Raw genomic sequence first — 21,642 nt, forward strand, 5'->3', positions numbered from 1 at the left:
TAGTACGTTTCTTCGTGATATCATCCAACCATCATCCGTGTTTCTGCCTTCACATTTAAGTGCTAACAAAGTGTACAGGGGAAATGGAAGGATGTGAATATCTATATCATTTCCCGATTCCTACATAGCTTAATAGTCGAAATACTCTTCAATGTGCCGTTGTTTTTTGTGCATCAAAAAAAGGATTGGACAGCACATAGAAAACCTTCTCGCGTGTTTTAAAATGCAGTTAACTATCGACAAATATTGATGAAAATATAAATAAAAAACGTTATCACCCATTACAGGAAGCGACAACCTTTTGGAGACTATCAGGTTATAATTTTTCATATGTTCTATTAAAAAAAAGCATGAGGAAAACAGTATGACAATTTATATTGATGCCATTTGGTTTCTCAATTGGATCTTTGATACTTGTTTATTGGTATGGACTGCTGTTTTATTAAAAAATCGAATAAATTGGATCAGAATTGTATGTGGAGGTTTGATTGGATCATTGGTAGTTTGGCTATATATCACCCCTTATTCCTATTTAGCTGACCAAGTTTGGCTCAAAAGTATGATTTCTATTCTGATGATTTTAACAGCATTTGGTTTTAAAAGTATTCGGGCATTCATAAAAAAAATAATAACTTTATACGGTGTAACTTTTACTTGCGGTGGGGTTCTGCTGGGCGGCCACTATTTTTTTAGTTTTAAAGTGACCGAATATTTCAACGGATTTACAAGTGGTTCTGGAAGTTTCGGGGATCCGGTCAGCTGGATTTTTGTCATGATTGGCTTTCCATTGGCATGGCACTTTTCAAAAAAGCATATTAACATTTTAGAACTTGCTAAATGGAATAAGGAGCAGCGAGTCACGATGATGGTAGAAATCAATGGAGTTTCATTCGAATCTGAAGGTCTTGTTGATACTGGAAACCAATTACTCGATCCATTATCCGGCTCTCCTGTAGCGATTATTTCACTTCATGGAAGGGATGGGTTATTGCCGACCTCTGTTTCCAAATTAATTGAGAATGGGATACAGAATATGAACAGCGATTTTACGGGTTTCCCTGATGGGTGGCAGGAAAAAATGAGAATTATCCCATGCAAAGTTGTAGGAAATGAAAGTCAATTGTTAATTGCGTTTAAACCGGATGTTCTATCGATTAAATTCGGTAATGATATTCACATTATTCAAAAATGTCTAATTTCTTTTACAAAGCAACAATTATCAGGTGAAGAGCTTTTCGATTCCATCGTTCACCCGAAAATGCTAGCGGCCGTTGATTCAATATCTGATTCATAAGGTATTAACCACTATACTCATACCAGAAAGAAAATAGACATTGGGGATTAGGAAAGGGGTTAAGCAATTGAGAAATTTCCGCTTTAGATTATCGTATTATTGGACAAAAGTATTGGTTAAATTAAGGCTCAAATCCGATGAAGTATACTATATCGGTGGCAGCGAAGCTCTTCCTCCGCCACTCAGTAAGGAAGAGGAAGAAATATTGATTCATAAACTGCCAAAAGGAGATGAAACGGCTAGATCCATGCTTATTGAAAGAAATCTTCGATTAGTGGTATACATAGCCCGCAAGTTTGAGAATACAGGGATAAATATCGAAGATTTAATTAGTATTGGCACAATTGGGCTGATTAAAGCAGTGAATACATTTAATCCCGAAAAGAAAATAAAGCTGGCTACATATGCGTCAAGATGTATAGAAAATGAAATTTTGATGTACTTGCGAAGAAATAGTAAAACACGTTCGGAAGTCTCTTTTGATGAACCGTTAAATATTGACTGGGACGGTAATGAATTACTTTTATCAGATGTACTTGGGACTGATGATGATATCATTACGAAAAATTTAGAGACAAGTATAGATAAAAAGCTTTTGGCTAAGGCATTGGAACAATTAAATGATCGGGAAAAGCAAATTATGGAACTGAGATTTGGTCTTGTTGGAGGAGAAGAAAAGACGCAAAAAGATGTTGCTGATCTACTGGGGATCTCCCAGTCCTATATATCCCGCCTTGAAAAACGGATTATTAAAAGACTTAGAAAAGAATTTAATAAAATGGTTTGATAAATTGCAGAAAAATTTTTTATCCGATTAACCTATATGATTCAGGTATTTCAGTATAAACACTATGCAGAAATAATTTTTATATGCATATAATTTCCTCCCGCGGAGATACTTTACTTTGTACAGCAGCTCCTGCTAGGAGGGAATGGATTGACACGAAACAAAGTAGAGATATGTGGTGTGGATACATCAAAATTACCTGTATTAAAAAATGATGAAATGCGGGAATTATTCAAACAGTTGCAATCAGGAGAATCATCATCAGCAAGGGAGAAGTTAGTTAACGGAAATCTTCGACTTGTCCTGAGTGTCATTCAGCGCTTTAATAACAGGGGAGAGTATGTTGATGACCTCTTCCAGGTTGGATGCATCGGTTTAATGAAATCGATTGACAACTTTGACTTAAGCCAAAATGTAAAATTTTCTACGTATGCTGTACCGATGATCATAGGGGAAATTCGCCGTTATTTACGGGATAATAATCCAATTAGGGTTTCCAGGTCGTTAAGGGATATTGCATACAAGGCGTTGCAGGTCAGAGAAAGGCTGATGAGTGAAACATCAAGAGAACCGACATCAGAAGAAATTGCTAAAGCACTTGATGTTACTTATGAAGAAGTAGTGTTTGCACTTGATGCAATCCAGGACCCAGTGTCATTATTTGAACCTATCTATAACGATGGAGGCGATCCGATTTTTGTAATGGATCAACTTAGTGATGAAAAGAGCAAAGATAGCACATGGATTAATGAGATTGCGTTAAAAGACGGCATGCGCAGGTTAAATGAACGTGAGAAAATGATTCTCCGGAAACGTTTCTTCCAAGGGAAAACGCAAATGGAAGTTGCTGAGGAAATAGGAATTTCACAAGCGCAGGTATCCCGTTTGGAAAAAGCGGCTATTCGCCAAATGAATAAAAATATCTAGCTGCTGGTTAATGTTAATGGACTTATAATCAAATATGTTATGTTTATAAGCTATCCTCGTGTGAGGATAGCTTTTATTTATGTATATGTTATATCTTTTACGATTTGTAATCCATTTAGGTTATTCCCGGTAAGACAATTAAACTGGGATAAATCTAAAAATAAAGGTCAATCAAACATTAAGGGTTTAAGTGAAAGAGTAACGGTATGGAGCAGTTCTTTATTAAAATTTTCGTTCATATAATGCCAGTAACAAAAAAATCCCAGGTGGGGGTAGAAGCGAATGATAAAAATATCTGAATTGCAAATTAAAGAGATCGTAAATACTTTTGATGGCAAACGTTTAGGAAATGTTGAAGATATTGAGATCGATCTTAGAACGGGTAGAATAGAAAGCATAATCGTAGCCAACAGTAAGATGCTTTCATTTATGAATAAAGATGAAGACATTGTCATTCCATGGAATAAAATTAAAATGATTGGTGAAGATATTGTTCTTGTGGAACATAAGGGTAATGGAAGTTTCAATGAATAGGAGAAAATTGAGTCTATTTATGATAAAATGAAAGAAAAATCGGGGGTATTAATTTGGAACCATTTGTACAAACTTCCGAATCATTTTTGTCGATAAAAGATTGGAATAATCGGCACCCAAATTTATTGGCCGGTTTTACTGCAAAAAGTGGCGGTGTCAGCGAGTTTCCGTTTCATTCGATGAATACAGCTTTTCATGTCTATGATATGGATAAAAAAGTAATAGAAAATAGGCGTATATTAGCTGAGCAAATCCATTTTCCTGTGGAAACTTGGATTGGAGCCGAACAAACACATGAAACAACAATTAGGAAATTAGAAAAAAGACATGCTGGGCTTGGGTCTATGGATTACGATACAGCATTAAAAGCAACGGATGGTTTGTACACAAAAGAGAGCGGATTGTTGCTGACCCTTTGCTTTGCTGATTGTGTACCCGTGTATCTTATTGCGCCAAGCCATCATTTGATTGGGATTGTGCATGCAGGCTGGAAAGGGACAGTTGCTGGAATAAGTTCATCCATGATCCGTATTTGGGAGCAAGCTGAAGGTGTACAACCTAAAGAGATTTATGCAGCAATTGGTCCATCTATTTGTCAGAACTGTTATACGGTCGACAAAAAAGTCATTGACTTATTGGAGGTTATACTAGAAGAACAGACAAAAACCGCTTATAATCAAATTACGGAGAATCAATATCAGCTTGATTTAAAGCTGGCAAATGCACTAATTCTTCAGAAAGCCGGTGTTTTACCAGAGAATATTATAACAACTGATTTTTGTACAAGTTGTGATGATTCTTACTTTTTCTCTCACCGACGTGATGAGGGGAAAACTGGTCGAATGATGGGGTTGATCGGCTGGAAGGAGGAGTAAAAAAGGTGGAAGTTTCGAAAAACCTGCATATAATCCAGGAGAAAATAGACAAAGCTGCAAAACGTGTAGGTCGTAATCCAAAAGATATTCAGATTATTGCCGTTACAAAATATGTTTCATTAGAACGCACTAAAGAAGCCTTTGAAGCTGGTATTACAAACTTTGGCGAAAATCGTACAGAGGGATTAATCGCTAAACAAGAGGGTATAAAAGAACGACCAGTATGGCACTTTATCGGTTCGCTTCAAACAAAAAAGGTGAAAACAATCATTGATCGTGTAGACGTTCTTCATTCTCTGGATCGCTTGTCATTGGCAATAGAAATAGAGAAGAGGGCTACTCGCCAGATTGATTGTTTTGTTCAGGTAAATGTAAGCGGAGAAGATACAAAACACGGAATACAGCCTCAGGATGCAATCGAGTTTGTACAACAACTTGCTGAGTTTAACAAAATTAAAGTAATGGGACTTATGACGATGGCTCCTTTAACAGATGATGAAGAAGAGATACGTATGTGTTTCCGTAAATTAAAAGATTTGCAAGTGTTGATACAAAAGATGATGCTGCAAAATGCCCCGTGCACAGAACTTTCAATGGGAATGTCCAATGATTATGAAATTGCCATTGAAGAAGGCGCAACCATGGTTAGAATTGGAACAGCCTTGGTAGGGAATGAATAAAAGAGAGGTGTAAATGATGTCAATCGTATCGAAGATGAAAAATTTCTTTGCGCTCGAAGATGATGAATATGAGTATGAAGAGCAATATGTGGAGGAAGAAACGACTCCGGCAAAAGTAAATAAACATACGCAGCAGCAACAGAAACAACAAAATATAGTGAGTCTTCAAAGCATACAGAAATCTTCCAAGTTAGTGTTGCTGGAACCGAGAGCTTATGCAGATGCTCAGGAGATTGCCGATCATTTGAAAAATCGCCGTGGTGTAGTCGTGAATCTTCAAAGAATCTCACCTGACCAGGCTAGAAGAATCGTTGATTTTTTAAGTGGAACAGTTTATGCAATCGGTGGAGATATCCAGCGTATTGGATCCAATATATTCTTATGTACTCCTGAAAATGTTGATGTTTCAGGTTCTATTTCTGGATATGCCCAAGAAGATGAGCTTGAGGATATAAGGTGGTAAGCAAATAATGGATATATTTTTTTTGATACTCTATAAAGCAGTAGACATATATTCCTGGGCCTTGATTATATACATATTAATGTCATGGTTTCCAAATGCCAAGGATACAGGAATTGGGATGTTTCTGGCACGCATATGTGAGCCATTTTTAGAACCGTTCAGGAGAATCATCCCTCCGCTTGGCATGATTGATCTATCTCCTCTGGTAGCGATTCTTGTATTAAATATGGCTAGAGTAGGAATCAGTGCGTTGGCAGCAATTTTTTAAAAGTAATAATCAGCTCCCTTTTAAAAACAGGGAGCTGATTATTTTTAGCTGGAGGATGTAAATGAATATTTATCAGCATTTTCGTCAGGAAGAACACGAATTTATCGACCAGGTACTTGGATGGATTGAACAGGTACAGGTGCAATATGCACCAAAATTAACAGATTTTCTTGACCCCAGAGAATCCGAAATTGTAAGAATGCTAATTGGCACTGATGGAGATGTCCGAGTTTCTTTTTATGGAGGAAACGAAGTGGCTGAACGCAGACGAGCATTCATTTACCCGGACTATTATGAACCGCAAATAGAGGATTATGAATTGACCATTTATGAATTATTCTATTCTGCCAAATTTACGATCTTGAAACATAGGCAAATCCTGGGCACGTTAATGTCGGTAGGATTGAAAAGAGAAAAGTTTGGTGATATTTGGATTGAAGGCGAGCGGGTTCAATTTGTCGTGGCAAAAGATGTTGCCTCCTATCTGGAGATGAATATTTCTAAAATGGGAAATGCAGGCGTGAAGTTTAAGGAAATTCCGATAGACCAAGTCATGAGAGTAACTGAGCAATGGAAGGAAAGTCAAGTTACGGTTTCTTCTATGAGATTAGATACCATTTTATCAGCAATTGCGAATATTTCCAGGCAAAAGAGCCAAACACTCGTGCAGCAGGGACGCGTTAAGGTAAACTGGAAACAGATTGATAATCATTCTTATGAAATTAGGGAAAGTGATGTAATATCCACGCGTGGAATAGGTAGAATGAAAGTTTTTTCTATCGATGGAAAAACGAAGAAAGATAAATGGAAAATAAAGTGTGGTATTCAAAAATAATCAGGAATTTAGAAGGAATATCACCATTACTGTCGAAAGCATAGTATAATAATTAAGAGAAGATTAAGAGAAGAATCAGTATTCGGAGGTGCAGTCTATGCCATTATCACCGCTAGACATACATAACAAGGAATTCGGCAGAGGATTCCGAGGTTACGATGAAGACGAAGTAAATGAATTTCTTGACCAAATCATTAAAGATTATGAGTTGGTCCTTCGTGATAAGAAAGATCTGGAATCTAAAGTTGAAGAGTTGGAACATCGTCTTGAGCATTTCTCCAGTATCGAAGAAACATTAAATAAATCGATCGTTATAGCTCAGGAAGCCGGAGAAGATGTCAAACGAAATTCTCAAAAAGAAGCTAAATTGATTATGAAGGAAGCAGAAAAAAATGCTGACCGAATTGTCAATGAAGCTTTATCGAAAGCAAGAAAGATTGCCATAGAGATTGAAGATCTTAAAAAGCAATCCAAAGTATTCAGAATGCGTTTTAAAATGCTTGTTGAAGCCCAGCTTGATTTATTAAACAGTGAAGATTGGGATAAACTTCTGAAATATGATGTTGATGCCACGGAACTTGACATCGACCTGCATGAAGAAGAAATGTAAGGTCTTGACTTTTTCGTGAATTATTGAATATAATGTTTTAACAAATCTTATCAAAAATCAAATCAAAATGAAAAGTTAAATCGAAGACGGGAACAGTACATCAGAAAAATCTTTTTTTAGCGAGCCGGGGTAGGTGTGAGCCTGGTAAAAGAAACTGAATGGAAGATCATCCCTGAGTCTGCTTTTGAACCCAAGTAATTGGCATTAAAAAGCGGCGGGTCATTCACGTTACGAATACCAAGAGGAATATTGATGAGTCAATATTCTAAAAGGGTGGTACCGCGGAAATATAGCCTTTTCGTCCCTTTACCGGGATGAAGAGGCTTTTTTGTATTTTATAGAGTAACTAATGTTCAACGGAAACTTAAGGAGTGAATGTAATGGAATTTAAAGACACATTATTGATGCCTAAAACGGAATTTCCTATGCGTGGAAATCTTCCTAAAAGAGAACCGGAAGTCCAGGCGGAATGGGAAGAAAAAGATATCTACAAATTAGTACAGGAGCGCACAAAGGACCTTCCCAAATTTGTGCTGCATGACGGACCGCCATATGCGAATGGCAACATCCATATTGGACATGCGATGAACAAAATTTTAAAGGATTTTATCGTCCGTTTCAAATCTATGAATGGATACAATGCTCCGTATGTACCGGGCTGGGATACTCATGGTTTACCAATCGAAACAGCTTTAACGAAAAATAAAAAAGTGAATCGTAAGGAAATGACAATTGCTGAGTTCCGTAAACTTTGTGAGGAATATGCTTATACGCAAATCGATCAACAGCGCAATCAGTTTAAACGCTTGGGTGTAAGAGGTGATTGGGAAAATCCGTATATTACGCTAAAACCGGAATATGAGGCTGAACAAATTAAGGTTTTTGGAGAAATGGCGAAAAAAGGCTATATCTATAAAGGGCTAAAACCGGTTTATTGGTCTCCTTCAAGTGAATCTGCCTTGGCAGAAGCGGAAATCGAATACCATGACAAGAAATCGGCATCAATCTTTGTTGCATTTGATGTAACAAATGGTAAAGGTGTTATCGAAGAGGGAAGTAAGTTTATTATTTGGACAACAACCCCTTGGACAATTCCGGCTAACCTTGGGATTGCTGTTCATCCACGACTTGACTACGTAGTTGTAAATGTGGAAGGGACAAAATATATTGTTGCAGAATCATTATTGTCATCCGTAAAAGAAACACTTGGATGGGAAAATGCTGAGGTTGAGAAAACTGTTAAGGGTGCTGAACTGGAATATGTAGTTGCCAAACATCCGTTATATGATCGCGAGTCATTGGTCATTTTAGGAGAGCATGTCACAACTGATGCAGGTACTGGCTGCGTTCATACGGCTCCAGGACATGGTGAAGATGACTTTGTCGTAGGACAAAAATACAATCTTGGAGTACTCTGTCCAGTAGATGGTAAAGGCCATATGACTTCAGAAGCGCCTGGATTTGAAGGGTTATTCTATGATAAAGCAAATAAAGAAATCACGGATAAGCTTCAAGAAGTTGGTGCTTTGTTAAAACTTGATTTCATTACACATTCCTATCCGCATGATTGGAGAACGAAAAAACCGACCATTTTCCGTGCTACTGACCAATGGTTTGCATCAGTGGATAATATTCGTGAAGAACTATTAAACCAAATCAAAGAAACTAAATGGGTTCCTGCTTGGGGAGAAACCAGATTATATAACATGATTCGCGATCGCGGAGACTGGTGTATTTCCCGCCAGCGTGCATGGGGCGTACCAATTCCAGTGTTTTATGCAGAAAATGGGGAAGCCATTATTACAGATGAAACCATTAAGCATGTATCTGATTTATTCGCGAGTTATGGATCCACAATTTGGTTTGAAAGAGAAGCAAAAGATCTTCTTCCGGAAGGATTTACACATGAAGGCAGCCCGAATGGTCAATTTACAAAAGAAACAGATATTATGGATGTATGGTTTGACTCCGGATCCTCCCATCAATCTGTCCTTGAAGCAAGGCAAGATCTGAGAAGACCGGCAGACTTATACCTTGAAGGTTCTGATCAATACAGAGGTTGGTTCAACTCTTCCTTAATAACAGCAGTTGCTGTTACTGGTGAAGCTCCTTACAAGGAAGTATTGAGCCATGGATTTACACTTGATGGAGAAGGCCGCAAAATGAGTAAATCCCTAGGTAACACGATTGATCCATTAAAAGTTATTAACCAAATGGGCGCTGATATTCTTCGTTTATGGGTTGCGAGCGTTGATTACCAAGCAGATGTACGTGTATCCGATAATATCCTGAAACAAGTATCTGAAGTGTATCGTAAAATCCGAAATACATTCAGATTCTTGCTTGGAAACCTGAGCGGATTCAATGCAGAGCGTGACGCTGTTTCTTACGAAAATCTTCATGAAGTGGACCAGTATATGCTTATTAAGTTAAATGAACTGGTTGGTCAGGTTAAGAAATCGTATGATAACTATCAATTTGCCGATATCTTTAATAGCATCAATAATTTCTGTACACAGGATTTAAGTTCCTTCTATCTTGACTATGCAAAAGATATTCTTTACTGTGATGCAGAGAACGGTGAAGAAAGACGTGCAATCCAAACTGTACTGCATGAATGCGTAATGAAATTAGTTAAACTGATTGCGCCGATTCTTCCGCATACAGCTGATGAAGTATGGAGCTTTATCGAGGATAAGGATGCTGTGAGTGTACAGTTAACAGATATGCCAGTTGAAGAAAACTATGCAAACAGTGCAGCTGTTAAAGCAAAATGGGATCATTTTATGGCTGTACGTGATGATGTCCTTAAAGCACTTGAAGAAGCAAGGAATGCAAAAGTGATTGGTAAATCATTAAATGCAAAAGTAGCCTTGTATGTAAATGAAGAAACAAAAGAATTGCTTGGAGGCATTGAGGAAAGACTCGAACAATTATTTATTGTTTCTGCAGTGGAAGTGGCCGGCTCTATTTACGATGCACCAGAAGAAGCTATTAAATTAGAGCATGCAGCCATTACAGTAACAAAAGCAAATGGTGAAACATGTGAACGCTGCTGGAATATCAGTAAAGAAGTTGGTACAGTTGTGAAACATCCAACTTTATGTGAACGCTGCTCCACAGTGGTCGATACTGAATATCCGGAACTTGGTTAAGTGGGTTAAGCATTCAGGCGTAAAATCATATTAAAAAGGTGAATGTCATACTCAGTGAATGTGTTCCTGATTCCTATAAGTATGTATATCAGTACTTATGAAGATGTCAGATTTTATCTATAACTAGGTAAGAATTTACTTAAAACAAGCTGATAAACTTCTCGGGAGCTCATTTCACATATAGGCCCTTTCAACATATCGAAAGGGCCTATATTTTTGATAATATTTTCAGCATTTGTTAGAGAGGCTCAACTTTTTAAAACGATATGGACATTCTAATCAGGTAGGGGGCACATTCATGTTATCTATTTATTATCTGATTGCATTCCTCATCATTTTAATTGACCAATTTACGAAGTGGCTGGTCGTTAAGTATATGACTTATGGGGAAAGTATACCGGTTATTGAAAACTTTTTATATATCACCTCTCACAGAAATCGTGGTGCAGCTTGGGGGATTCTTCAAGGGCAAATGTGGTTTTTTTATATTGTGACAACCATAGTTATTATTGGAATTGTCTATTACATAAAGAAATACAGTACTGATAAATTGACGGGGATATCCCTTGGACTTATCCTTGGAGGAGCGATTGGTAATTTTATCGATCGTATTTTCCGCAATGAAGTGGTAGATTTTGTGCATACGTATATATTCTCATATAGTTTTCCTGTCTTTAATGTGGCCGATTCTGCTCTTTGTATAGGAGTCGGATTATTGGTGATTGCCATGTTTTTAGAGGAAAAAAGAGCTAAGGAGTTAAATAATGGATAGTAAAAAACTGACAGTAACAGAAGAACATAAAGGTGAAAGGCTCGATAAAGTCCTTTCTATATTAAATGAAGAATGGTCGCGTTCCCAAGTCCAGCAATGGATTAAAGAAGGGAACATCGTGGTTAATGGCAATCAAATAAAAGCAAACTATAAATGCCAGCCAGGTGACTCTATTGAAATCACACCATCAGAACCAGAGGAACTTGATGTTGTTGCTGAGAATATTCCTCTTGATATTTACTATGAAGATGCTGATGTCATCGTTGTGAATAAACCAAAAGGAATGGTTGTACATCCTGCAGTGGGACATGGGTCAGGAACATTGGTGAATGCCTTAATGTATCATTGTAAAGATTTGTCTGGAATCAATGGAATTATGCGACCGGGAATTGTCCATCGCATTGATAAGGATACTTCAGGATTGCTAATGGTAGCAAAAAACGATATGGCTCATGAGAAATTGGTCAAACAATTAACGGAAAAAACAGTTACACGTAAATACAAGGCGCTTGTTCATGGCATCATTCCACATGATGCAGGTACGATTGATGCACCTATTGGCCGTGATAAACGTGATCGCCAAAGCATGACAGTAACCGATGAAAATTCACGTCATGCTGTTACACATTTTCATGTGCTGGAAAGATTTAAGGATTTCTCCTTTATAGAATGCCAGCTTGAAACAGGACGTACACATCAAATCCGTGTCCATATGAAATATATTGGATATCCGCTTGCAGGGGACCCAAAATACGGACCAAGAAAAACACCGGATTTAAATGGACAGGCTTTGCATGCAGCCGTACTTGGATTTGTTCATCCACGAACAGAAGAATATTTGGAATTTGAGGCACCTTTACCAACATATTTTGTCGATTTTTTGGAAACTTTAAGAATTGACTGTTGACAAGGGCATCCATCCTAAAGTAATATAGAAACAACTTAATAAGGTCCTTTAATACAGTCCCGTGAGGCTGAGAAGGTACGTGATAAACAATTGGAAGAAGTATGTCTTTTTCTATGGTTCATTATATCCTTTTGCCCATGCGGCAAAAGGATTTTTTATTTCCCACAGAAAGGATTGATCAAATGTTAGAGAAAGCAATCTTACTTGATGAAAAGGCAATCTCACGAGCATTAACGAGAATTGCGCATGAAATTATCGAGAAAAATAAGGGTGTTGGTGACTGTGTAATCATCGGCATACGCACCCGCGGTATTTTTCTTGCAAAGCGCCTTCAACAAAGAATTCATGAAATTGAAGGCGCGGATATTCCGGTTGGAGAACTGGATATTACCCTATACCGGGACGATTTAAGTACAAAGACAAAAAATGGGGAGCCGCTTGTAAATGGATCAGATGTTCCTTTTAGCTTAAAGGATAAAAAGGTCATTCTCGTCGATGATGTTTTGTACACGGGCAGAACAGTAAGATCAGCCTTGGATGCTCTTGTAGACATCGGCAGGCCGGCTCAAATACAATTGGCTGTCCTGATCGACAGAGGACATAGGGAGCTTCCAATCCGTGCTGATTATGTAGGCAAAAATATCCCTACTGCCAAAAACGAAAAAATTGTCGTCAAATTAAAAGAAATGGATGACGGTGAACAAGTCTCCATTTTTGAATAAATAATTCCTTTTTAAATTCAGTCCTGTGAGGCTGAAAAGGGGGAGTAACTGATATTTGCTTATGCAAAATATCATCTCCCTTCGAAACTAATTATTTTCATCAGGGAGGCAATAATTATGACTTCTACAGAAACAGCAAACAATCCTCAAATTAGGTACGATGTCAATGAAAAACCAACTCCGAAGCAATGGTTTATATTAAGTCTGCAGCATTTATTTGCGATGTTTGGTTCAACCATTCTCGTACCGATTTTAACAGGCCTTGATCCGGGAATCGCCTTATTGACAAGCGGTATTGGTACACTGGTTTACATCCTGATTACCAAAGGACAAATACCTGCTTATCTTGGTTCTTCCTTTGCCTTTATCGCTCCTATTACTATATTAAATCAAAACAGCGGAGTTGGTTCGGCTTTAGTAGGCGGATTTTTAATAGGACTTATCTATGCCCTCGTTGCGTTATTAGTTAAAAAACTGGGTCCTGAAACACTATTGAAATTTTTACCGCCAGTAGTTGTTGGTCCTGTCATTATGGTAATTGGTCTTGGTCTTGCATCTACAGCAGTAAATATGGCCATGTATGAAGATTCATCTGCTGCAGTTCTTGTTTATAGTACAAAACATATTACAGTAGCTTTAATTACTCTTGCAATCACAATCGCATGCTCTGTTCTCTTTAAAAACTTTTTATCACTTATTCCAGTATTAATCGGTATTATTGGTGGATATATTACAGCCTGCTTCTTTGGAATCGTAGATTTTACGCCGGTAAAAGAAGCAGCTTGGTTCCAAATTCCAAACTTTACAATACCATTTGTAGACTATACACCAGCTTTAACATGGGAGATCGTTCTGATCATGATTCCAGTTGCCATCGTCCCAATTGCAGAACATATCGGGGATCAATTGGTTCTAGGTAAAATTGCAGGACGTAATTTTGTAGAGAAGCCCGGTTTGCATCGCTCATTATTTGGAGATGGAGTTTCCATCATGATTGCATCCTGTCTGGGTGGTCCTCCAAATACAACCTATGGAGAAAATATTGGTGTTATGGGACTAACGAGAGTATTCAGTGTATATGTAATAGGTGGAGCAGCAGTATTCGCAATCCTATTTGGATTTGTTGGTAAAATTTCGGCTCTGATTCAATCGATCCCGTCGGCTGTCATGGGAGGAGTCTCCATTCTTCTTTTCGGTATCATTGCATCTAGTGGTTTGCGGATGTTAATTGATAATAAAATTGATTTATCTAAAAATAGAAACTTAGTCATATCCTCTGTCATTTTAATCATTGGTGTTGGTGGAGCAATGCTCAAAATCACCGAACATGCCTCCATTTCTGGTATGGCATTGGCCGCCATTGTAGGTGTCATCTTAAATCTTGTGCTTCCAGGTAAAGAAACCAACGAAAGTCAAGGTTGATAATAGATCATCCAATTAATAGACAGGGATTAGGTTAAGTTGAATAATTCCAATATCTTATGGAATCATTCGATAATTAAACTAAAACCCTGATTCGTTAAAGCGAATTAGGGTTTTTTTTTAGAATATAGGAGGCTGGTTGACTATGAAACACTTGCTTACGATGACGGATTTATCGAATGAGGAAATTTTAAATTTGCTATCGGATGCGGAGGCATTTGCGAGTGGGGAGATTTGGACGCCGGTGAGAAGGCACTTTGTAGCCAATCTATTTTTTGAACCAAGTACACGGACAAAAGTCAGCTTTGAAATGGCAGAGCGGAAATTGGGTCTCGATGTGATCCCATTTGAAGTGCAAACATCGAGTGTACTAAAAGGTGAAAGCCTGACCGATACAGTGAAAGCTTTAGAGGCAATTGGAGTGGAAACGGTAGTCATTCGTCATTCGGAAGTTAATTATTTTGCAAATTTAATACAAAGTGGTGTATATTTATCCATAATAAATGCTGGTGATGGATGTGGTCACCATCCTACGCAATGTTTACTCGATTTAATGACCATTAAGCAAGAATTCGATACATTCCAAGGATTAAAAGTAGCAATTGTAGGTGATATAAGACATAGTCGTGTGGCTCGCTCAAATGCAGAAACACTAACCAGGCTCGGTGCGAAGGTAGTATTCACAGGACCGCAGGATTGGGCCAGCCTTCCTGGCAGTATAATTTCTTATGAATCAATTGACGATGCTATCAAAAATTCTGATGTAGTTATGCTGCTCCGCATCCAGCATGAACGTCATACAGAGGGAATGCCGATTAGTAGAAAAATGGAGTATCTGTACAGATATGGTTTGACAATTGAAAGAGAAAATCGTTTGAAGAAGGAATGTATAATTATGCATCCTGCTCCAGTAAACAGAGGCGTTGAAATTGATGATTCTTTAGTTGAATGTGAGCGTTCGCGAATATTCAAACAAATGGCAAATGGAGTATACGTGAGGATGGCTGCTTTAAAAAAAGTATCGAGCATAGGGAAGGAGCGGTAAATCATGAATACACTTATCAAAAGCGCGCGTTTTTTTTCTGAAGAAGGAAGACAAGTCACCAAGGATATTTTAATTGAAGATGGATTCATCATCGATATCCAAGATGAGTTGCTTGATCAACAGGCAAACATCATCATCGCGGAGGGATATTTGTTGGCTCCAGGGTTTATTGATTTACATGTCCACTTAAGAGAGCCCGGCGGAGAGCACAAGGAAACAATTGAAACGGGTACAAAAGCTGCTGCAAAGGGTGGTTTTACAACAGTTGCTTCTATGCCGAATACACGTCCGGTTCCGGATTCAGCCGAACAAATGCTTTGGTTGAATACTAGAATAAGAGAAACGGCAAGCGTAAGGGTACTGCCCTATGCCTCGATCACTGTACGCGAACTTGGAAAGGAATTAACTGACTTTGCAGCTTTAAAGAATTCGGGAGCATTCGCTTTTACCGATGATGGTGTCGGTGTCCAGTCGGCCGGAATGATGCTTGAAGCTATGAAAAAAGCTGCAGCACTTGATATGACCATAGTTGCCCATTGTGAGGAGAATACGTTAATCCAGAATGGCTGTGTACATGAAGGAATCTATTCGAGGGAACATCAATTACCTGGTATCCCTTCAGTTTGTGAGGCGGTCCATATTGCTAGGGATGTTTTACTGGCTGAGGCGTCGGCATGTCATTATCACGTCTGTCATATCAGTACAAAGGAGTCGGTCAGAACGGTCCGTGAGGCAAAGAAGGCGGGCATTCATGTAACAGCAGAAGTAACTCCCCATCATTTGCTATTATCCGAAGAGAATATAAAGGGACTCAATACCAATTTTAAAATGAATCCGCCTTTAAGAGGTGAGGATGACAAAATGGCATTGATTGAAGGTCTGTTAGATGGGACGATTGATTTTATCGCAACTGATCATGCGCCTCATTCAGCAGAGGAGAAATCACAGAATATCAGGCTTGCACCGTTTGGTATTGTTGGCCTGGAGACAGCATTTCCGCTGCTGTATACATATTTGGTGAAAAAGGGAGTGATGACCCTTAAACAATTAATTGATTTCTTAACAATCAAACCAGCGCAGGCATTCAATCTTGATTACGGAAAAATAGAGATTGGTCGACATGGAGATCTCGTCTTGCTTGATTTAGAAGAGGAGCAAGTCATCAATCCGGAGAACTTTCTTTCCAAGGGTAAGAATACACCATTTGCCGACGTGAGCTGTCAAGGGTGGCCTGTATTGACGATAGTAGAAGGAAATATAGTTTGGCAGAAAGGAAGTTTTTCTGAATGAAAAGAAAATTAATATTAGAAGATGGGACCATTTTTATCGGAGAAGCATTCGGGGGAGAATGCGATAAGATTGGAGAAGTTGTTTTTAATACAGGAATGACTGGCTATCAGGAAATTTTATCGGATCCTTCTTATTGCGGCCAGATTATTACGATGACCTACCCACTAATCGGTAATTACGGGATTAATCGTGATGACTTTGAATCTATAACCCCCAGCCTAAGTGGCTTAATTGTAAAAGAAGTGGCTGATTTTCCATCCAATTGGAGAAGTGATTTTTCACTGGATGAGTATCTGAAAATCAAGAACATTCCCGGTATCTCAGGGATTGATACAAGAAAACTAACAAGAATGATACGTGAAAAAGGGACAGTAAAAGGCGTTATTTGTTCAGTAACAAAAGACACTGAAACGATGCTTCATCAAGTAAAAGCAACTGTACTGCCGCGTAATCAGGTTCAAAAGGTTTCTGCCAAAAAAGCTTATCCAAGTCCAGGACGCGGTTATCGAGTGGTCATTGTAGATTTCGGAATGAAACACGGAATATTAAGGGAATTGAATAACCGAGACTGTGATGTAATTGTTGTTCCTTATAACACAACCTTTGAAGAAATTATGACACTGCGTCCGGATGGCATCATGCTGACCAATGGACCGGGAGACCCTGAAAATGTTCCGGATGCGATTGAAATGATAAGAAAAATAATCGGAAAAGTTCCACTTTTCGGTATTTGTCTTGGACATCAGCTATTTGCTTTAGCGTGTAACGCTGAAACCGAAAAATTAAAATTTGGGCATCGCGGCTCTAATCATCCAGTTAAGGATTTAACAACAGGTAAAGTAGCACTGACATCACAAAACCATGGATACACAGTAAAATATAAGTCTATTGAGAAAACGGACCTGGAAGTTACACATATTGCTTTAAATGATGGCACAATTGAAGGTTTGAAACATAAATATCACGATGCGTTTACAGTCCAGTATCATCCGGAAGCATCCCCGGGACCAGAAGATACAAACTATTTATTCGATCGATTTATCACAATGATTGAGAAATCCAAGCTGAAAGAGGCGGTAAAATGAGTAAACGCACAGATATTAAATCGATTTTGGTTATTGGATCCGGACCAATTGTAATTGGTCAGGCGGCAGAATTTGATTATGCAGGTACACAAGCCTGTCTGGCTTTAAAAGAGGAAGGATATCGTGTTGTTTTAGTAAACTCCAATCCTGCTACGATTATGACAGACACGGAAATTGCAGATGCCGTATACATTGAGCCTTTAACGTTAGAGTTTGTCAGTAAAATCATTCGTAAAGAACGTCCCGATGCTTTATTGCCGACACTTGGAGGGCAAACTGGATTGAATCTGGCTATAGAGCTGTCCAAGTCTGGAGTTCTAGAAGAATGCGGTGTAGAAATTCTGGGAACAAAGTTATCTGCAATTGAGCAGGCTGAGGACCGTGAGTTATTCCGAAACTTAATGATGAAGTTAGGCGAACCGGTTCCGGACAGCGAAATAATATATACGCTGGAAGAAGCCGAGGCTTTTGTTCAGGATGTAGGATACCCTGTGATTGTACGACCGGCTTATACACTTGGAGGAACAGGCGGCGGAATCTGTTCAAACGAAGGGGAATTACGTGAAATCGTAGCTGGCGGCCTAATGAGCAGTCCTGTTAGCCAATGCTTGCTGGAAAAAAGCATTGCAGGGTTCAAGGAAATTGAATATGAGGTCATGAGAGATTCAAATGATAGTGCGATTGTAGTTTGTAATATGGAAAATATTGATCCTGTCGGGATACATACTGGGGATTCGATTGTCGTGGCACCGAGCCAAACACTGAGCGATCGGGAATACCAATTATTGCGAAATGTTTCGTTGAAAATCATCCGTGCTTTAAAGATTGAAGGAGGTTGTAATGTACAGCTTGCTCTCGATCCGGATAGCTTCCATTACTACATTATTGAGGTCAACCCAAGGGTAAGCCGTTCGTCTGCTCTTGCCTCTAAAGCAACTGGTTATCCAATTGCTAAGCTTGCGGCTAAGATTGCCGTTGGATTGACACTTGATGAGATGCTTAATCCTGTTACCGGTAAAACATATGCCAGCTTTGAACCAGCCCTGGATTATGTCGTAACCAAAATACCGCGCTGGCCTTTTGATAAATTTGAGGAAGGAAACAGAATCTTAGGAACACAAATGAAAGCAACCGGAGAGGTCATGGCAATTGGCAGAACGTTCGAGGAATCTCTTTTAAAAGCAATTCGCTCCCTTGAGGTTGGAATCTTGCACTTTGAACTGCCAAATGCTGAGATGTTCACAAATGAAGATATAGAAAACCAAATTAGAACGGCAACGGATGAGCGACTATTTTATATCGCCGAAGGGCTGAAGCGAGGATTGACGATTCAGGTGATTCACGAATGGTCTGGAATCGATTTATTCTTCCTGCATAAGTTCTCAAAAATCATTGAGATGGAAAGTAACCTTATAGAGACACCTTTTCATCCAGAATATACATTAACTGCCAAAAAACTAGGATTCTCTGATTATAGCTTAGCTAGTCTTTGGAACAGCTCGGAATTGGAAGTGTATAAATGGCGGATAGAAAATCAAATTAAACCTGTCTTTAAAATGGTGGATACTTGTGCGGCAGAGTTTGAATCTGAGACACCTTATTTTTATTCCAGTTACGAGGATGAAAATGAGTCTATTGTAACATCTCGCAGAAGTGTGGTCGTACTGGGGTCAGGGCCGATCCGAATCGGGCAGGGAGTTGAATTTGATTATGCAACGGTTCATTCTGTCTGGGCGATTAAAGAAGCAGGCTATGAAGCGATTATTATTAACAGTAATCCGGAAACGGTCTCAACGGACTTCAGTATTTCCGACAAACTTTATTTCGAGCCATTAACGATTGAAGATGTCATGAATGTAATAGACTTAGAGAAACCAGAAGGTGTCATTGTACAATTTGGCGGTCAGACTGCCATTAATCTTGCCTCAGCCCTTGTCGAAAGAGGGGTTAAGATACTGGGTACTTCCCTTGAAGATGTGGATCGATCTGAGAATCGTGATATGTTTGAGCGTTCCTTATCAGAATTGAACATCCCGCAGCCCAAAGGAAAAACAGCATTATCAGTGGAGGAAGCAGTAAAAGTCGCTGATGAGATAGGTTATCCTATTTTGGTAAGACCTTCCTATGTTCTTGGTGGAAGAGCAATGGAGATTGTGGATGATCAGGAGGATTTGCTTCACTATATGAAAAATGCTGTTAAGGTAAATCCGAAGCATCCCGTATTAATTGATCGTTATTTGACAGGGACAGAAATTGAAGTAGATGCGATAACTGATGGTGAAACAGTCGTTATTCCGGGAATCATGGAGCATATTGAACGGGCTGGAGTCCATTCCGGTGATTCTATTGCGGTCTACCCTCCACAAAATCTATCAGGGGAAATTAAAGGGAAAATCGTGGACTATACGATTAAACTGGCAAAGGGCTTAAATATCATTGGGTTATTTAATATCCAGTATGTTGTTTCCAACAATGAAGTATATGTGATTGAAGTCAATCCACGTTCAAGCAGAACTGTTCCTTTTTTGAGTAAAATCACCAATGTTCCGATGGCGAAATTGGCTACTAAGGTCATTTTGGGACAAAAGCTTAAAGATTATGGTTTCGAAAATGGACTTGTACCTGAAAAGGCAGGAGTTTACGTGAAAGTACCTGTATTTTCATTCGCGAAGCTTCGCCAGGTTGAAATAACGCTCGGACCAGAGATGAAGTCAACTGGGGAAGTGATGGGGAAAGATGAAACTTTACAAAAGGCGCTGTATAAAGGCTTAATTGCTTCAGGTATTCATATTAAACAACATGGGTCTGTTCTCTTGACTATAGCAGACAAAGATAAAAAAGAAGCTGCACAACTTGCGGAACGTTTTAATGAAATTGGCTATCAAATCATAGCTACCGAGGGGACAGCGCAGGTGTTGGATCAAGCAAATATCCCATGCCGAATTGTTGGGAAAATCGGCAGTGATAATCCGGATTTATTGGATATGATTCATAATGGCAAAGCACAGTTGGTAATCAATACCTTAACCAAGGGCAAACAGCCGGAACGCGACGGCTTCCGGATTCGCCGTGAATCGGTTGAAAATGGGATTCCTTGCTTGACATCATTGGATACGGCCAATGCCATTTTAACCGTGTTGGAGTCTTTAACCTTTTCGACAACTAAAATGAACCATATGGAAACGGCCAGGGAGGCAATCAGCTTATGATTCAAAAAGAGATGATGACTGTTGTCAGCCATCGAATGATTGCGCCGAAAATATTTGAAATGACTTTGGAGGGGACACTTGTCTCCTCCATGAAAATGCCGGGGCAATTTGTGTATATCAGAGTATCTAACAGGATAGATCCTTTGCTGCGCAGGCCAATCAGTATATGCCAGATTGATCCCGAGCAATCTCGTTTTACAATCGTTTACAGAGTGGAAGGAAAAGGAACCAGTATTCTATCAGAGAAAAAAACGAGGGAAAAAGTCGATGTAATGGGACCGCTTGGGAATGGCTTTCCGGTTGAAGAAGTGAGACCGGGAGGCAAGGCACTTTTGATTGGCGGAGGGATTGGGATACCGCCTTTATTGCAGCTTTCAAGAGATTTTACGGCAAAAGGTGTATCTGTACAGCACATTCTAGGTCTGCGTACGGCAACAGATATTTTTTATGAAAAAGAATTTGCTGAACTGGGGGAGACCATTATCACTACGGAAGATGGCTCGTGCGGGGATAAAGGATATGTAACGAGTGTCTCTGCCTTCCAGGATAGTGATGGGGTGTATACATGCGGACCAACGCCCATGCTGAAGGCGGTTATGGAGAAGTATAAAGAAAAAAAGGTGTTTATCTCACTTGAAGAGAGAATGGGGTGCGGGATTGGAGCCTGCTTTGCCTGTGTATGCCGTACACCGGAAAAAGGGTACCGGAAGATATGTACGGATGGACCGGTGTTTCGTTCAGAGGAGGTAATTATATGAATAA

General features: G+C 39.1%; 20 protein-coding genes and 1 other annotated feature. All 20 genes read left to right on the top strand.

Going from position 1 to position 21,642, the window contains the following annotated elements:
* Positions 1 to 364 precede the first annotated feature (364 nt).
* On the top strand, positions 365 to 1,294 hold the full coding sequence (gene spoIIGA / locus AC4G3L_RS10020; protein WP_491076813.1) for a sigma-E processing peptidase SpoIIGA: 930 nt from the start codon (positions 365 to 367) through the stop codon (positions 1,292 to 1,294).
* Positions 1,295 to 1,361: 67 nt separating this feature from the next.
* Positions 1,362 to 2,081: an RNA polymerase sporulation sigma factor SigE gene (gene sigE / locus AC4G3L_RS10025; protein ID WP_491076814.1), complete on the top strand. Its 720-nt coding sequence runs from the start codon at positions 1,362 to 1,364 to the stop codon at positions 2,079 to 2,081.
* A gap of 150 nt (positions 2,082 to 2,231) precedes the next feature.
* Positions 2,232 to 3,008 (top strand): RNA polymerase sporulation sigma factor SigG, encoded by a 777-nt coding sequence (sigG, locus tag AC4G3L_RS10030; RefSeq protein ID WP_491076815.1) that lies wholly within the window; start codon positions 2,232 to 2,234, stop codon positions 3,006 to 3,008.
* A 282-nt stretch (positions 3,009 to 3,290) separates the two neighbouring features.
* Positions 3,291 to 3,542 carry a YlmC/YmxH family sporulation protein gene (locus AC4G3L_RS10035; protein ID WP_491076816.1) on the top strand — a complete coding sequence of 84 codons (252 nt, stop codon included), beginning with the start codon at positions 3,291 to 3,293 and terminating at the stop codon, positions 3,540 to 3,542.
* Positions 3,543 to 3,595: 53 nt separating this feature from the next.
* Positions 3,596 to 4,417 (top strand): peptidoglycan editing factor PgeF, encoded by an 822-nt coding sequence (gene pgeF / locus AC4G3L_RS10040; RefSeq protein WP_491076817.1) that lies wholly within the window; start codon positions 3,596 to 3,598, stop codon positions 4,415 to 4,417.
* Between the two features lie 5 nt (positions 4,418 to 4,422).
* Positions 4,423 to 5,097, top strand: coding sequence for a YggS family pyridoxal phosphate-dependent enzyme (locus tag AC4G3L_RS10045; protein ID WP_491076818.1), 675 nt, complete (start codon positions 4,423 to 4,425; stop codon positions 5,095 to 5,097).
* Between the two features lie 16 nt (positions 5,098 to 5,113).
* Positions 5,114 to 5,560, top strand: a complete 447-nt coding sequence (locus tag AC4G3L_RS10050) for a cell division protein SepF (protein ID WP_491076819.1) — start codon at positions 5,114 to 5,116, stop codon at positions 5,558 to 5,560.
* A 7-nt stretch (positions 5,561 to 5,567) separates the two neighbouring features.
* The gene (locus AC4G3L_RS10055; RefSeq protein WP_491076820.1) at positions 5,568 to 5,828 is read left to right on the top strand and encodes a YggT family protein; all 261 of its coding nucleotides are present in this window, start codon (positions 5,568 to 5,570) and stop codon (positions 5,826 to 5,828) included.
* A 61-nt stretch (positions 5,829 to 5,889) separates the two neighbouring features.
* A complete protein-coding gene (locus tag AC4G3L_RS10060; RefSeq protein WP_491076821.1) occupies positions 5,890 to 6,663 on the top strand; it encodes a YlmH family RNA-binding protein in 774 nt (257 codons plus the stop codon).
* A gap of 97 nt (positions 6,664 to 6,760) precedes the next feature.
* Positions 6,761 to 7,273, top strand: coding sequence for a DivIVA domain-containing protein (locus AC4G3L_RS10065; protein ID WP_491076822.1), 513 nt, complete (start codon positions 6,761 to 6,763; stop codon positions 7,271 to 7,273).
* Positions 7,274 to 7,347: 74 nt separating this feature from the next.
* Positions 7,348 to 7,582 (top strand) — a binding site (T-box leader).
* Positions 7,583 to 7,653: 71 nt separating this feature from the next.
* Positions 7,654 to 10,428, top strand: coding sequence for an isoleucine--tRNA ligase (gene ileS / locus AC4G3L_RS10070; protein WP_491076823.1), 2,775 nt, complete (start codon positions 7,654 to 7,656; stop codon positions 10,426 to 10,428).
* Positions 10,429 to 10,726: 298 nt separating this feature from the next.
* Positions 10,727 to 11,200, top strand: coding sequence for a signal peptidase II (gene lspA / locus AC4G3L_RS10075; protein WP_491076824.1), 474 nt, complete (start codon positions 10,727 to 10,729; stop codon positions 11,198 to 11,200).
* Complete coding sequence (locus tag AC4G3L_RS10080; RefSeq protein ID WP_491076825.1) at positions 11,193 to 12,107, top strand: RluA family pseudouridine synthase; 915 nt, start codon at positions 11,193 to 11,195, stop codon at positions 12,105 to 12,107. Before lspA ends, AC4G3L_RS10080 begins: the two co-directional genes overlap by 8 nt.
* A gap of 182 nt (positions 12,108 to 12,289) precedes the next feature.
* Positions 12,290 to 12,829: a bifunctional pyr operon transcriptional regulator/uracil phosphoribosyltransferase PyrR gene (gene pyrR, locus AC4G3L_RS10085; RefSeq protein WP_491076826.1), complete on the top strand. Its 540-nt coding sequence runs from the start codon at positions 12,290 to 12,292 to the stop codon at positions 12,827 to 12,829.
* 117 nt (positions 12,830 to 12,946) lie between these two features.
* Entirely contained in the window at positions 12,947 to 14,251 is a 1,305-nt protein-coding gene (gene uraA, locus AC4G3L_RS10090; protein WP_491076827.1) for a uracil permease, read from the top strand.
* Positions 14,252 to 14,396: 145 nt separating this feature from the next.
* Entirely contained in the window at positions 14,397 to 15,296 is a 900-nt protein-coding gene (locus AC4G3L_RS10095; RefSeq protein ID WP_491076828.1) for an aspartate carbamoyltransferase catalytic subunit, read from the top strand.
* A 3-nt stretch (positions 15,297 to 15,299) separates the two neighbouring features.
* Positions 15,300 to 16,586 carry a dihydroorotase gene (gene pyrC / locus AC4G3L_RS10100; protein WP_491076829.1) on the top strand — a complete coding sequence of 429 codons (1,287 nt, stop codon included), beginning with the start codon at positions 15,300 to 15,302 and terminating at the stop codon, positions 16,584 to 16,586.
* Entirely contained in the window at positions 16,583 to 17,671 is a 1,089-nt protein-coding gene (locus AC4G3L_RS10105) for a carbamoyl phosphate synthase small subunit (RefSeq protein ID WP_491076830.1), read from the top strand. Before pyrC ends, AC4G3L_RS10105 begins: the two co-directional genes overlap by 4 nt.
* On the top strand, positions 17,668 to 20,880 hold the full coding sequence (carB, locus tag AC4G3L_RS10110) for a carbamoyl-phosphate synthase large subunit (RefSeq protein WP_491076831.1): 3,213 nt from the start codon (positions 17,668 to 17,670) through the stop codon (positions 20,878 to 20,880). The genes AC4G3L_RS10105 and carB overlap by 4 nt, the downstream gene beginning before the upstream one ends.
* A complete protein-coding gene (locus AC4G3L_RS10115) occupies positions 20,877 to 21,638 on the top strand; it encodes a dihydroorotate dehydrogenase electron transfer subunit (RefSeq protein ID WP_491076832.1) in 762 nt (253 codons plus the stop codon). The genes carB and AC4G3L_RS10115 overlap by 4 nt, the downstream gene beginning before the upstream one ends.
* Positions 21,639 to 21,642 lie beyond the last annotated feature (4 nt).

Source organism: Bacillus sp. z33 (assembly GCF_058313615.1).

Bases quoted from the DNA above. Each gene is read 5' to 3' on its own strand.
- AC4G3L_RS10055 (WP_491076820.1), top strand. From the start codon at position 5,568: ATGGATATATTTTTTTTGATACTCTATAAAGCAGTAGACATATATTCC.
- AC4G3L_RS10060 (WP_491076821.1), top strand. From the start codon at position 5,890: ATGAATATTTATCAGCATTTTCGTCAGGAAGAACACGAATTTATCGAC.
- AC4G3L_RS10080 (WP_491076825.1), top strand. From the start codon at position 11,193: ATGGATAGTAAAAAACTGACAGTAACAGAAGAACATAAAGGTGAAAGG.
- spoIIGA (WP_491076813.1), top strand. From the start codon at position 365: ATGACAATTTATATTGATGCCATTTGGTTTCTCAATTGGATCTTTGAT.
- AC4G3L_RS10115 (WP_491076832.1), top strand. From the start codon at position 20,877: ATGATTCAAAAAGAGATGATGACTGTTGTCAGCCATCGAATGATTGCG.
- AC4G3L_RS10095 (WP_491076828.1), top strand. From the start codon at position 14,397: ATGAAACACTTGCTTACGATGACGGATTTATCGAATGAGGAAATTTTA.
- ileS (WP_491076823.1), top strand. From the start codon at position 7,654: ATGGAATTTAAAGACACATTATTGATGCCTAAAACGGAATTTCCTATG.
- carB (WP_491076831.1), top strand. From the start codon at position 17,668: ATGAGTAAACGCACAGATATTAAATCGATTTTGGTTATTGGATCCGGA.
- uraA (WP_491076827.1), top strand. From the start codon at position 12,947: ATGACTTCTACAGAAACAGCAAACAATCCTCAAATTAGGTACGATGTC.
- lspA (WP_491076824.1), top strand. From the start codon at position 10,727: ATGTTATCTATTTATTATCTGATTGCATTCCTCATCATTTTAATTGAC.
- AC4G3L_RS10035 (WP_491076816.1), top strand. From the start codon at position 3,291: ATGATAAAAATATCTGAATTGCAAATTAAAGAGATCGTAAATACTTTT.
- AC4G3L_RS10050 (WP_491076819.1), top strand. From the start codon at position 5,114: ATGTCAATCGTATCGAAGATGAAAAATTTCTTTGCGCTCGAAGATGAT.
- pyrR (WP_491076826.1), top strand. From the start codon at position 12,290: ATGTTAGAGAAAGCAATCTTACTTGATGAAAAGGCAATCTCACGAGCA.
- AC4G3L_RS10065 (WP_491076822.1), top strand. From the start codon at position 6,761: ATGCCATTATCACCGCTAGACATACATAACAAGGAATTCGGCAGAGGA.
- AC4G3L_RS10105 (WP_491076830.1), top strand. From the start codon at position 16,583: ATGAAAAGAAAATTAATATTAGAAGATGGGACCATTTTTATCGGAGAA.
- pyrC (WP_491076829.1), top strand. From the start codon at position 15,300: ATGAATACACTTATCAAAAGCGCGCGTTTTTTTTCTGAAGAAGGAAGA.